11 protein-coding genes are annotated in these 13828 nt (G+C 40.9%); 7 read left to right on the forward strand and 4 right to left on the reverse strand.

Annotated features, from left to right (window positions below):
* The first annotated feature begins 16 nt into the window (after nucleotides 1-16).
* The 3 genes from H605_RS0105785 (at nucleotide 17) to H605_RS0105795 (ending at nucleotide 4496) form a co-directional block, all read left to right on the forward strand.
* Nucleotides 17-586 carry a manganese catalase family protein gene (locus tag H605_RS0105785; RefSeq protein WP_029053354.1) on the forward strand — a complete coding sequence of 190 codons (570 nt, stop codon included), beginning with the start codon at nucleotides 17-19 and terminating at the stop codon, nucleotides 584-586.
* Nucleotides 587-691: 105 nt separating this feature from the next.
* Nucleotides 692-2368, forward strand: a complete 1677-nt coding sequence (locus H605_RS0105790) for an ABC1 kinase family protein (protein WP_248681198.1) — start codon at nucleotides 692-694, stop codon at nucleotides 2366-2368.
* A gap of 70 nt (nucleotides 2369-2438) precedes the next feature.
* Nucleotides 2439-4496 carry a catalase gene (locus H605_RS0105795; protein WP_029053356.1) on the forward strand — a complete coding sequence of 686 codons (2058 nt, stop codon included), beginning with the start codon at nucleotides 2439-2441 and terminating at the stop codon, nucleotides 4494-4496.
* Nucleotides 4497-4878: 382 nt separating this feature from the next.
* On the opposite strand, the gene H605_RS0105800 is transcribed toward H605_RS0105795, so the two are convergent.
* On the reverse strand, nucleotides 4879-5763 hold the full coding sequence (locus tag H605_RS0105800) for a LysR family transcriptional regulator (protein ID WP_029053357.1): 885 nt from the start codon (nucleotides 5761-5763) through the stop codon (nucleotides 4879-4881).
* A 112-nt stretch (nucleotides 5764-5875) separates the two neighbouring features.
* On the opposite strand from H605_RS0105800, the gene H605_RS0105805 reads away from it, so the two are divergent.
* The 3 genes from H605_RS0105805 (at nucleotide 5876) to H605_RS0105815 (ending at nucleotide 8954) form a co-directional block, all read left to right on the forward strand.
* On the forward strand, nucleotides 5876-7066 hold the full coding sequence (locus H605_RS0105805) for a coenzyme F420-0:L-glutamate ligase (RefSeq protein ID WP_029053358.1): 1191 nt from the start codon (nucleotides 5876-5878) through the stop codon (nucleotides 7064-7066).
* A 127-nt stretch (nucleotides 7067-7193) separates the two neighbouring features.
* The gene (locus H605_RS0105810; RefSeq protein WP_029053359.1) at nucleotides 7194-8006 is read left to right on the forward strand and encodes an alpha/beta fold hydrolase; all 813 of its coding nucleotides are present in this window, start codon (nucleotides 7194-7196) and stop codon (nucleotides 8004-8006) included.
* A gap of 3 nt (nucleotides 8007-8009) precedes the next feature.
* Nucleotides 8010-8954 carry a GGDEF domain-containing protein gene (locus H605_RS0105815; RefSeq protein WP_029053360.1) on the forward strand — a complete coding sequence of 315 codons (945 nt, stop codon included), beginning with the start codon at nucleotides 8010-8012 and terminating at the stop codon, nucleotides 8952-8954.
* 50 nt (nucleotides 8955-9004) lie between these two features.
* Here H605_RS0105815 and H605_RS0105820 read toward each other — a convergent pair whose 3' ends face one another.
* Nucleotides 9005-10189 (reverse strand): MFS transporter, encoded by a 1185-nt coding sequence (locus H605_RS0105820; protein WP_029053361.1) that lies wholly within the window; start codon nucleotides 10187-10189, stop codon nucleotides 9005-9007.
* Between the two features lie 12 nt (nucleotides 10190-10201).
* A complete protein-coding gene (locus H605_RS0105825; RefSeq protein ID WP_029053362.1) occupies nucleotides 10202-10621 on the reverse strand; it encodes a MarR family winged helix-turn-helix transcriptional regulator in 420 nt (139 codons plus the stop codon).
* 186 nt (nucleotides 10622-10807) lie between these two features.
* Between H605_RS0105825 and H605_RS0105830 the strand changes: the two genes are divergently transcribed.
* The gene (locus H605_RS0105830; protein ID WP_232321187.1) at nucleotides 10808-12040 is read left to right on the forward strand and encodes a dicarboxylate/amino acid:cation symporter; all 1233 of its coding nucleotides are present in this window, start codon (nucleotides 10808-10810) and stop codon (nucleotides 12038-12040) included.
* A gap of 101 nt (nucleotides 12041-12141) precedes the next feature.
* Here H605_RS0105830 and H605_RS0105835 read toward each other — a convergent pair whose 3' ends face one another.
* The gene (locus H605_RS0105835) at nucleotides 12142-13782 is read right to left on the reverse strand and encodes an S-layer homology domain-containing protein (RefSeq protein ID WP_037561643.1); all 1641 of its coding nucleotides are present in this window, start codon (nucleotides 13780-13782) and stop codon (nucleotides 12142-12144) included.
* Nucleotides 13783-13828: the final 46 nt, after the last annotated feature.

Raw genomic sequence — 13828 nt, forward strand, 5'->3', positions numbered from 1 at the left:
ACTGGAGGGAATATTGATGTGGGTCTATGAGAAAAAATTATTGTATCCGGTAGAGGTCAAAGAGTGTAACCCAAAACTTGCGAGGTACATTGCGGAGCAATATGGCGGTGCAGATGGCGAGCTGGCTGCTGCATTACGCTATATGAATCAGCGCTACACCGTTCCTGATAAAGTCATCGGTGTACTGAATGATATTGCGACCGAAGAGTTTTCTCATTTAGAAATGCTTGCTACCATGATTTATAAATTAACGAAAGATGCGACCCCCGAACAACTTGAAGAAGCCGGACTTGGTGCACATTACGTCAATCACGGCCATGCGTTGTTTTATGAAAATGCGGCTGGTGTACCCTTTACGACTACGTACTTTCAAGCAAAGGGAGATCCGATAGCTGATTTGTACGAAGATATAGCAGCGGAAGAAAAAGCACGCGCTACGTATCAATGGATCATCGATATCTCAGACGATGCATGGATTAATGATTCTCTTAAATTTCTAAGAGAAAGAGAAAACGTCCATTCACTGCGTTTTCGTGAAGCGGTCGAAGTCTTGAAGGAAGAACGCGACAGGAAAAAAATCTTCTAACATGAATGGGTCTCCTTTTCTCTTTTCAACAAAGAGAAGGAGACCTTTTTAGTGTTTAATCACAAGGATTCAATGGTATCTTTTGTAGAAAGGAGATATACGGAGGTGTTCTTTTTGTTAAAACGAAGAATGAAAAATGCACAACGTTCACAGGAAATCATAAATGTCTTTTTAAGAAATGGATTCAGTCATGTCTTATTTCGTCTTGGACTGACGGATCGAAAGTTTACTTCTGCGGATGAACAAATCGATTTGAATTTATATCATGTCGGTAAAAAATTACGAACTGCATTAGAACAACTCGGACCAACTTTCGTTAAGCTTGGACAAATTGCCAGTGGCCGGCGCGATTTAGTCCCAGAGGAAATCGCTTCAGAGCTTGAAAAACTACAAGACCATGTGGAGTCTTTCCCATTTGAAGTAGTCAGGGAAATAATCGAGTATCAATTAGGGGGAACGATTGAAGAACTCTTTTTAGAATTCAATGAAAAACCACTCGCATCAGCTTCTATAGGTCAAGTGCATACAGCTCGGTTGCCTAACGGTGAACACGTAGCGGTGAAAATCCAACGCCCTAATATCCAACAACAAGTGAATACTGACCTCGCTATCTTGCACGACTTGGCCGGATTTCTCGAGAAGAATATGGACTGGGCGAAAGCGTATCATATAAAAGATTTAATCTATGAGTTCTCTCATTCTCTACGTGAAGAATTGGACTATCAACTAGAAGGCCGTAACGCAGAACGAATCTCGCATCAATTTGCGAAAAAGCCTACCATCCAAGTTCCGGTTGTTTACGATGAATACACTACACGTGTTGTGCTAACGACAGGACTGGTCACCGGTATTAAAGTGAGCAATATCGGACAACTGGACCGCGAAAGATATGACCGCAAGTTGATTGCAGAAAGAATTGCAGATTCCATGCTGTCTCAAGTAATGGAAAACGGTTTTTTCCACGGTGATCCTCATCCTGGTAACATCTTCATTGCGCCTGGAAACGTTATTCATTATTTGGATTTCGGTATGGTCGGTCAACTGAGTAAGGAAATGACGTATCATTTCATTTCATTGCTCGTTGCCTTGCAAAAAGGAAATATTGCTCGATTAATCGATGTATTCGAAGCTATGAATATTTTACATGAGCATACTAAAACGGATGCTCTATATCGTGATTTGCAGATTATTCAACGAAAATATTATGAGACACCCCTTACAGATTTAAGGTTAGGCGATGTATTTATGGAGATTTTCTCAATCGCTTATCGCCACCGCATACGTTTACCGAATGAAATTGCTATTCTTGTAAAGGTGATTCTGACACTCGAAGGTGTACTCGGAAAATTGGATCCTTCATTCAGTATTATGAAAGCCATCGAACCGTATGGTAAAAAGATGGTGTTTAAACAATTCGATCCACGCTACTTACTGGAGAATGGCTGGCATACTTTTGTTAAGAATGCCGAAATTCTGTCCGAATTACCTAACGATATGAAAAAAGCTATCAAAACCATACAAAAAGGGAAAGTGGAATTAGACGTCGGCTTGAAGCAAACAAACATTATTTTCCGCCGACTTGATAAAATCGCTAACCGCCTTTCTTTAAGTATCGTGTTGTTGGCATTCAGTATTCTAATGGTCGGCCTAATTATCGGTTCTGCCATTGCCGGACAAACCGCGCTCTTCTTAAAGTTGCCGCTCATTGAAGTCGGTGCGGTCATCGCAACTCTAATGTTTATTTACCTGCTATTTTCCATCTTACGTTCCGGACGAATATAATGTTCTGTTTATCCCTACACAATTGGGGAATAAGAAAAGCAGACTACTATTTTCGATGGGAGGATTTTATGTGAAGAAAGATCATCAAGTAAACGAAGAGAGTAAAAATAAACAATTGGAGACATTCCGCGCGCGTGACTACGAACATTCTATGACAACAAATCAAGGATTGAAGATTTCAGAAGATGAACATTCACTAAAAGCAGGAACACGCGGTCCAACGCTAATGGAGGATTTCCATTTCCGAGAGAAAATGACGCACTTTGACCATGAACGAATTCCAGAGCGGGTAGTTCACGCACGGGGCTTTGCAGCGCATGGCGAATTCGAAGTGTATGAGTCCATGAAGAAATATACAAAAGCAGGATTTTTACAGGAGCCAGGCACCAAAACTCCTGTATTCACCAGATTCTCTAGTGTAGCAGGTAGTAAAGGTTCTGCTGAAACCGTACGTGATGCACGAGGTTTTGCCGTGAAGTTTTATACACAAGAAGGTAACTATGACCTAGTAGGAAATAATATACCGGTATTCTTTATTCAAGATGCTATTAAATTTCCTGACTTAATACATGCTGTGAAGCCTGAGCCACATAACGAAATGCCACAGGCTGCATCTGCACATGATACATTCTGGGACTTTGTTGCGAACAATCAAGAATCTGCACATATGGTCATGTGGCAAATGTCCGACCGTGCTATTCCAAGGAGCTTCCGTATGATGGAAGGGTTCGGTGTACACACGTATCGCTTTGTAAACGACCAAGGTGAAGCGCACTTTGTGAAATTCCATTGGAAACCAAAGCTCGGTGCCCACTCCTTAGTTTGGGATGAAGCGCAGAAAATTAACGGAAAAGATCCTGATTTCCACCGTCGTGATTTATGGGAGTCGATTGAAAACGGAAACTTCGTGGAATTTGAACTTGGCGTACAATTACTAGAGGAAAAAGATGAATTTAAATTTGATTTTGATATTTTAGATCCTACTAAGCTATGGCCTGAAGAAGATATTCCGGTAAAAATCATTGGGAAAATGACTTTAAATCGCAACGTAGACAATGTATTTGCTGAAATGGAGCAAGTTGCATTCCACCCAGGCAGCGTGGTACCCGGAATTGATTTCTCGAATGATCCACTATTGCAAGGAAGATTGTTCTCCTATACAGATACACAATTAATCCGTCTGGGCGGACCTAACTTCCATGAGTTGCCTATTAACCGACCGGTCTGTCCGTTCCACAATAACCAGCGTGACGGATACGGCAGACAGACCATCAACGTCGGACAAACTCACTATCATAACAATTCATTATCCAACAATAAACCGGACACGGCTCCCGAGGAAGATGGCGGCTACGTACATTACCAAGAGAAGGTAGAAGGCCGCAAAGTACAAGCCCGAAGTGATTCGTTCAAAGACCACTTCTCACAGGCCCGTCTATTCTGGAACAGTATGTCTGACGCAGAGAAAGAGCATATTATTGCAGCGTTTAGCTTTGAAATTGGAAAAGTGAATGATATGAATGTAAGAAAACAAGCAGTGGATATGTTTGCTAATGTCGATATGAATATGGCGACTCAAGTCGCTGACGCAGTCGGTGTCGAGGCACCAACAGATGTCACACAGTCTAGCGAATCTAAGTCATCCCCTGCCCTCAGTCAGGAGAACACGGCAAAAGTGCCCGATACGCGTACAGTAGCTGTGTTAATCGCGGACCAGTTCGACGATGAAGCGCTTGAACCATTCTTGAAGGCTTCATTGGATGCAGGTATGACGGTTAATATTGTGAGCGAGAAGTTCGGCAAGCTGACGGGTAAGAATGGGGCTACAGTTGATGTAGACGAAACATTGTTGACAGTTCACTCCGTCCTATACGATGCGTTGTATGTTGTAGGTGGACAAGCGAAGCAACAACAGAAGTTCGATGCCGATGTTGCTGACTTCGTCAATGAAGCGTATATGCATTTCAAACCGATCGGCTCTGCTCCAGCAGCTGAAGGGTTGATGGAGAAGACCAAAGTAAAACCAGGTCCTGGCATTTTGATGGATTTGAAGGTTTCAGGTGAAGGCGAGCAATGGGTAGAGGCTGTTGCACACCACCGCTTCTGGGATCGTAATATTTACGCATAATCAAACCAAGGCTGACGCAAGAAGATCCACTTCTTGCGTCAGCCTTTTTTATGGGTAGTTTTAAGTTTAAGTCTCATAAACTCGAATGAATGGAGAGTGAATGAATGAGTGCGAGCGAATTGAAGCTCCAGCTTCCGCTTCAATCCCTGCCTTTATAGTGGTAGAAATCAGATCACTTACTGACGATAATGCATGAATTATTGTTGCTTTTAAACCTATTTATGTTCAACTATAGATTTAAGTCAAAATTGAATAATACTCTAATTATAATATACAACCCTAATTATCCCCCAGTTGCTCTGTTGGGATTTGAACATAAGCAAAGCGTTTGGAGCACATTTTCCCAATGGGTATATGCACCCCAAAATTGCTGTCGGCCTATCTAATTCTTCTCCAATATCCCTATAAACTTCGAAGCCGCTGGTGATAGCGACACTCCTTTTAAATAGCACACACCGATGCTGCGCTTAGGTATGGGTTTTAAAAACTCTACTTCCTGCAGCATGCCACGTTCCAAGTACTCTTCCGAAAACTCCTTGACCACACATGCAATGCCCAAATTGATTTGGGCAAATTCCAACAACAACTCATGAGAACCTAGTTCAAATTCAGGGTAAATCTTTACACCTTCCTTCAATAGAAAGTCTTCTACATACTGACGTGAATTGGATTTCGACTCCAATAAAATTAACGGTAATCTTGCAAGCTCCTGCAGAGGCACGGGTTTCAAGAAAAGTTTTCGAAATCGTTCTCCGTATACGAACGTGTCTTGTACGTCGAAACACGCATGCTTCTCCAACGAATCATCTTCAATTGGAAAGTTACAAATGGCAATATCCACTTCGCCTGATTTCAGCGCAGCGATTAGCTCTAAAGTTGTGCCATTTGTAATTTTGAATCGGATGCCCGGAAAACTTGTATGGAAAGCTTCCAGGTAAGGTAGCAGATAATAACGGGAAATCGTATCCCCTACACCTATTTTCAATTCACCTGATGATAGATTCTTCAACTCCTGTAACTTTTCATTGCCTGCCTCGATTAAATTCAGTGCCGAATTGGCATACTCGTATAGCAAGGAGCCTTCATCGGTCAATGTCACCCCTTTGGATGTACGATTAAACAGACGTGTGTCCAAAGCTCCTTCCAACTGCGATATTATTTGACTAACGGCAGGCTGTGTCATAAATAAACTTCGAGCGGCTTTTGAGAAACTTTCATTATGAACAACTGTTCGGAAGACTTTATACCACTCTAAGTTGATTGACATATAACCCCTCCTTATATCCCCTATTAAGTATATTAATTTTACTTATACCATAAATGAACGTTATAATACAAAGAAGAGTGATCAAATTGAGTTTCACTAAGGAGCGATTGTTTTGGGAAGAGTTGTAGGAACGGTTGTTAGAGGATTACGTTGCCCGATTATAAATGAAGGTGACAATATTGATCAAATCGTAGTAGATAGTGTATTAGAAGCTTCAGAAAAAGAGAATATTACATTTCAAGATAAAGATATCGTATCCATCACGGAATCAATTGTAGCGCGTGCTCAAGGAAACTATGCAACAATTGATGATATCGCAAAAGATATCGAAGCGAAATTCGGTGATGATACAATCGGTGTCATTTTCCCTATTCTTAGTCGTAACCGTTTTGGAAACTGCTTACGCGGTGTCGCAAAAGGCGCGAAGAAAATCGTTTTAATGCTTAGCTATCCTTCCGATGAAGTCGGTAACCACTTAGTTGAACTGGATCGTCTAGATGAAAAGGGAGTTAACCCTTGGACTGATGTATTGACTGAAGTTGAGTTCCGCGAACACTTCGGCGAGAACAAACACCCATTCACAGGCGTTGATTATATTGAATATTATAAATCATTGATGGACGAGTTCGGTGTAGAGCATGAGGTCATTTTCTCCAATAATGCGAGAACGATTTTAGATTATACGAAAACTGTACTGACTTGCGATATCCATACACGTTTCAGAACAAAGCGTATTTTAGAAGCAAACGGTGCCGAAAAAATTTATGGTTTGGATGACATTTTGGCAACTTCTATCGATGGCAGTGGCTACAACGAACAGTTCGGCTTACTTGGCGCGAACAAAGCCCAAGAAGACAGCATCAAACTGTTTCCTCATAGCTGTCAGCCTATAGTAGATAACATTCAGGCCATGTTGAAAAAAGAAACGGGCAAACATATAGAAGTGATGATCTACGGAGATGGCGCGTTCAAAGACCCTGTAGGTAAGATTTGGGAACTGGCCGATCCAGTCGTATCCCCCGCTTATACAGATGGACTTGATGGCATCCCAAATGAAGTAAAGCTAAAATACTTAGCTGATAATGATTTCTCTGAATTGCGCGGAGAGGAATTAAAGAATGCTGTTTCTAATTTTATTGAGAATAAAGATACTAATTTAATGGGATCCATGGCTTCACAAGGAACAACTCCTCGTAAGCTAACAGATTTAATCGGTTCATTATCCGACCTGACTTCAGGTAGTGGTGACAAAGGTACACCTATTGTCTTTATTCAAGGATATTTCGATAACTTCACAAACTAAGATATTACACTTGTGAGAATACTCACAGGTGTTTTTTATTTTATCGCCCAAGTATTATAAACGGATCTTTTTTCTATGCTACAATTGTAATAATTTATGTGGTGTTCAGAAGAGGGGAATTGAGTTTATGACAATAGATATAAAAAAAAGAAACGCTGTACATATAACAGGTTCTGGTGAACAAACCATAGTTTTTGCACACGGTTTTGGCTGTGATCAAACGGTATGGAATCACGTCGTTCCCGCATTTGAAAAGCAGTATCGGATTGTGACATTTGATTACGTAGGCTCTGGTCAAAGTGATAAGACAGCCTACTCAGCAGAGCGCTATGCATCATTGCCTGGCTATGCACAAGACGTAATCGAGGTATGTGAGGCGCTAGAACTAAAAGATATTATCTATGTTGGTCACTCAGTAAGTGGAATGATTGGTGTGCTCGCTTCTATCCAAAGACCTGACTTAATGGAAAAGCTAATCATGATCGGCCCTTCCCCCCATTACTTAAATGAAACCGATTACCATGGTGGATTTGAACGTGAAGATATTGATGAATTACTCGATATGATGGAGATGAACTATAAAGAGTTCACGAAATACTTAGCACCCATAGCGATGAAAAATGAAGATCGACCACATCTATCTGAAGAGTTCGAGTCTATGTTGTGTACGAATGATCCTGGCATTGCACGCCGCTTTGCAGAAGCAACATTCATGTCAGATGTTCGTGAGGAATTACCTAAGGTTCCCACGAGAACACTTATTTTACAACCGACCGAAGACTCTATCGTACCTATGGAAGTAGGACACTATATAAAGGAGCACATTTCGGACAGTGAACTGGTCATCATGAAAGCAAAAGGACATAATCCACATATCAGTCATCCTACAGAAACAATTGATGAGATTACACGTTTTATCGAAGAGGACAGGAGCGTATAAATCATGGATGAGCAGATGGACTTATTGCCTTGCGGATATTTCGTCTTAACAAGTGAATGGGAGTTTGTTGAAATGAATAAGACGATGCGAGAGATATTACGTCTAGACAAAATGCCGCGACATATGCATGACGTACTAACAGTCCCATCTAAAGTTTATTTCCAAACCTACTTCGTGCCGTCTATTTCTATGCACCAAGAAATACGGGAAATGTATTTAAACTTTAAAGTAGTTAATCGTACCCTCCCTGTATTGATGAATGTCAGTAAACGCAATGGATTATATGAAGGTATTGTAGTTCCGATTACAGTACGTGATGAATATGAGAACCAGTTACTAAAATCAAAAAAAGAAGCAGAGAAAATTCAACAACAGACGGATGAAGCGTACAATAAATTACTCGGATTGCTTGAAGAAGTGGAATACAAGCAACAGCAACTTCAGGATTTGAATGGAGAACTTCAAGAACTAGCTACGCGGGATGAATTGACAGGACTCTATAATCGTCGTGTATTCCGGAGAAATTTAGATGCTGCGATCAATCGTGCAGAACTCTTTATGACGCGTTCATTCTCTTTATTAATGTTTGATATCGACCATTTCAAAACTGTGAATGATACACATGGCCATTTAGTAGGTGATGATGTGTTGAGAGAAGTAGCTCGCAAGTTGAAGTACAAAATTTATTCTCCACACTTAGTAGCACGGATTGGCGGAGAAGAATTTGCGGTACTATTTGATGATCCCAATCATCAAAAGAACTGTGAAAGAGCAGAAGAACTTCGATGCTATATAGAAAAGTCTGAATGGAATAGCATCGGGATAACCGTCAGTATGGGCATCACGAATTTCCGCAAAGGCGATCAATCGAGCCATATTTATGGCAGAGCTGATGATGCCCAGTATGCTTCCAAACGTAATGGTCGAAATTGTTTAACACGCATATGAAAAGACACTACATACAGAACGGTAGTGTCTTTTTGCATAGTTTATCACTCTTATTCTACAATAAGACGTTGGCGCGTCCGACTGAATAACATGAAAAAGCCGAGCGCGAACAGCACTATAACCATAAGAACCAAATACAGATGCTGATAGCCGATGATCGGTACAAGTAAACCGAGTACATACGGGCCAAAGCCGAAACCAAAGTCTAAGAAAATAAAGAACGTTGACGTAGCAACACCTAAACGCTCAGGTTTCACACCTTGCAACGCAATCGCTTGTGCAGATGATTGGAAGTTACCAAACCCGAGCCCAAGAACACCGCCCGCTAGAAGTAGCATCCAACCTGCATTTGCCCCACTTAACAACAATAATCCAGCTGCAAATAATAACAACGAAGGATAAACAACAAACTTATTACCCTTTACATCCAATAACCTACCGGTATATGGTCTCGAGAGCAGTACAGCAATGGCGTATACTAAAAAGAAGAAGCTGGCTGCACTTACCAAGTTGATTTCCTCAGCGTAGAACGAAATGAATGATAGCACACCAGAATAAGCGATAGCTGCTAACAACGTCACAAACGCAATCGGTAATGCCCGCACTTCTAATAATCCGTGAACTCCGAATTTCTTTGTTGTCGTCTGTACATTCTTTTTAGGCAGGACTGTTGGCTTTCTCTCAACGAAAAAGAACATGGCCGCACAACTAATACTGAGTACCAGACAAAACATAAAGAGTATATTGAAATGATAGTGCTGACTTAAGAAAATACCGAAAAATGGTCCAATCGCTGTAGCGAGAACTGTACTTAAACTGAAATACCCAATGCCTTCACCTCTACGTGAAGGTGGAAGCATTTGAGCTACCATTGTACCTGTCGCGGTAGAAGAAATGCCAAGTCCAACACCATGGAAGAATCGGTTCGCCATTAATAACGGTAAGTTTACTGCGCCAAAATAAAAAACGGATGCCAATACAGTGACCAATAATCCAATCAATAGGATATTTCGGCTGCCGACTTTTTCTATTAACCCACCTACAGCAAGGCGTGCAATTAATGTTCCAATGATGAAAATACCTGACACAAGACCTGCAACACTTGTTGATACGCCATACTCCTTCACTGCGTAAGGCGCAATCGTAACTATAAGTAAATACATGACTAACATTAAAAAGAAGTTAATGACTGATGTAACAATAAAGTCCTTTGTCCAAATTTTGCTATTATTCATTCAACCACTCTCTTATTTATGAAGATTTTTATTTGCTATTTTTAACACACGAATTCCTGCTTCTAGATCTTCCACTGTAGCACCTTCAAGTAAATTGTCATAAAATACTTCCAAGTCAGCCATAACATTTACTACTGTAGCTTGTCCTTGTTCGGTCAATCCTATCCATTTCTCTCTGCGATCTGTTCCTGGCCGAATGCTCACTAAACCCATTTCCAATAGACGCTGGACAATTTTAGTGACACTCGGCTTTTCCACTTGTCTACGTAAAGCAATTTCTGCTGATGTCATTTCACCATCTAACCATAACAACTTTAGTATTCCCCATTGTGAGTGAAATAATTGATACGGTGCCAACAAATTATTTAATCGATTTAACAATGGACGATAGAGTTGAACATATTCCGGGAAAAACTGTTGTGTTTGCTGCATAAAATTTACACCTCTTATTTGTTTAGTTAGTCTAGCTAACCATTTATTTTATTTTAAATCTTTTTTTACGGAAAGTAAAGCAATAGCAAGGTACTTAACGCAATCTATTTGTACAGATATGATATGATGAAATAATATTCTCACACCGTAATTCACTAGCTGCGGGAATAAGGAACGAACAGGAGAGTGATACCCATTTGGAATAAGTATAAGAACACACCTTTTGTCGCTAAAATTACGATTGGATTTATTGCGGGCACCTTACTTGGAATCTTTTTTAACGAATACACTACTTTCCTGAAACCATTTGGAACATTATTATTAAATTTGCTCAGCCTGATCGCCATTCCTGTCATCTTCCTGACAGTTGTATTAGCTGTTAATCAAATGAACTTAGCCCAACTTGGGAAAATGGGTGGTAAGTTAATACTCTATTATACGGCAACTACAGCGGCCGCCGTTTTAATCGGACTCTCATTGGCCATGTGGCTCAAGCCAGGTAGACATTTAACTTTACCTACTGACGCAGTAGTGGAACCTCCACATGCACCTGGATTTTCAGAAATTTTATTACAAATTGTACCAAAGAATATCTTCGAAGCCTTCACATCTGGTGATCTGATGGCCATTCTATTCGTCGCAATCATCATCGGCATGGCCATGTCTTCCATGAAATTTTCCAAAGATACGAAACTCGTTGAAATGGGCGATTTTCTTGATCGTTTCTTTAACGCATTAAATACGATGTTCTATAAAATTCTTGAAGGCGTGTTATTATATGCACCCATTGGAGTTTTCGCAATCAGTGCCACTGCTTTTGGTGAGCAAGGATGGGAAACATTACTTGGATTACTATCATTCGTCGGTGTATTCTATCTTGGCGTTTTAATCCTCTGGTTATTTGTCTATAGCGGATTCTTGAAGTTTTTTGGTAATCCAGTATTGCCTTTTTATCGTAATACAAAAGATGCCTATACAACTGCATTCTTCACTTCTAGTAGTATTGCTACGTTGCCCATTGCAATTGAATCTGCTAAAAAAGCGGGTGTCTCCGAGAATACAGCGAACTTCGCTTTACCACTCGGCGCAGTCTTCAATTCCGACGGCGGCGCATTGCGCATGGGTATTTCCCTTGTCTTCGCAGCGAATATCACGAACTTGAACTTATCTGCTGTAGATTTTATCGTCATCATCGCAATTGGAACCTTACTTTCTATTGGAACAGCTGGTGTTCCTGCTGCCGGATTGGTTACGCTATCTGCAGTACTTACTATGTTCGGATTACCGCTGGAGATTGTCGCTCTGATCGCCGGAGTTGATGCATTAATTGGTATGGCGGGTACCGCTTCCAATGTCATGGGGGATATTGTGGGTGCCGCTGTGGTGGATAAGAAAACGCCACGTAAGAAATTTGCATAAACCACACCGTTGGTCAACGTTTAACAAGTATCGTTATCTACAATTGAACAACATCAAAAGGCAAACCTCAATGTGAGGCTTGCCTTTTGATGTTTACTTTATTATTGTGCAATGGCTTCCATTGAATGCACGATCATCTTTGCAGCATGTGCTCGCGTTGTGGAATCGTTTGGCATGAACTTGCCATTATCCCCTGTTGCAATATTCATTTGGTAAAGACCTGCTATTGCCCACTGCGTGTCTTTTGAGAACTTCTTAATATCTGTAAACGGTGCTGCTACTGTTGGCGTGAATGGCTTTCCAGTTGCTATTTCATACGTTCGACTCAATACTAATGCTAACTGCGCACGAGTGATAGGCTTGTTTGGCATGAAGTGACCATTCACTCCACTTACTAAACCATAGTCATAAGCAGCTTGAATATCCCTCTTCGTGCTGTCCGCGTAGTCTGCTAAATCAGTAAATGCCGATTTCGTGCTTTTAGATTTTAAATCCAGCGCGCGAACGATGATTGACATGGCTTGTGCACGTGTGAGTGACGTGTCCGGTCGGAAAGTGTGATCTGCATAGCCACTAACAATACCTTTCATTGCTGCCACTTCAATTACATCTTTAGCCCAATGATTTGTGATATCTGTAAACATCACTGTTGGCTCAACCGGCTCTTGATCTATTGTGTATTTAGTATTCAAGTGTTGCATGCTCTTTTTGCCATTCTGATTAACGGCGTGAACAGAGAAATGATACTCTTTATTCGGCTCGAGATCTGTAATTTCATATGATAAGACAGGTGACATCACTTCGCCTACCATTTTATCACCAGTATAGACTTGATACATGGAGACCATTCCCGTATCAATGACCGGTTTCCAGTTGAGTTCTACTGTAGTCGAATCTTTGGCTGTGACAGTAAGCACATCTTTTGCAAACCATGAATAGTTCTCCATCAATGATTTGCGGAAAGCCTCCATGACTACTTTGTAGCCTGCTTGACTTAAATGAATATTTTCAGGATTAGGCAAGTACGTATAAGGATCTTCAGCGATTTGCTTTGATGTGTCTACAAACTGTGCCGTAGTGCCTGTCATGCCTTGTTTAATCGCATCATTTAACGTTACGACAAGCTGATTTACTAATGGTTGATTCTGTGGACTCAAGTAAGGGAATGGATTGTAATAGCCCATTATATATACTTGTGCATTCGGATTCAGTTGATATATTTTATCCAATATTTTTTGCGTATTCATCCCGACTTTCATAATAGCCGCCTGTAATTCTTCCGAGTTGAATTGCGGTGTACCTTTGTCATCAAACGTAAACTTTGGCAACACGTCATTTGCACCGATTGTTAACGTAATGAGATGTGCTTCTTTCACAGATTGATGAAGAGTAGCTGTTTTGTCGGAATGTCCGATCCCTACGATCGGCTTCGTGACGTCCATCTCAAAATCCCTCAAGACATCATCCGTTTTATAGCCTGGGTATGAAAATCCTTTATTGCTGGCCTGCAAATCTTCACTTTTAGCCAGTTCCTCCGCTAAAAAGTCTGTATAGCCTTTACCGAGTTCGTTATTTGGTGTGACACCAGCTGCTAACGAATCCCCTAGCGCTAAATAATTAATAGGAGATATCCACGTAGGTGCTTTTTCAGGATCTGCAGCAGACGCTTGTAACGGCATGACTGCAATTTGAACTACTAAGGCAAATGCCATCACAACATAGCTAATCGACTTCTTGGTCATTATACATACCACCTCTCTTTTCAGATTATTGTAAATTTAATGATAG

Source organism: Sporosarcina ureae DSM 2281 (assembly GCF_000425545.1).
Lineage (GTDB): Bacteria > Bacillota > Bacilli > Bacillales_A > Planococcaceae > Sporosarcina > Sporosarcina ureae.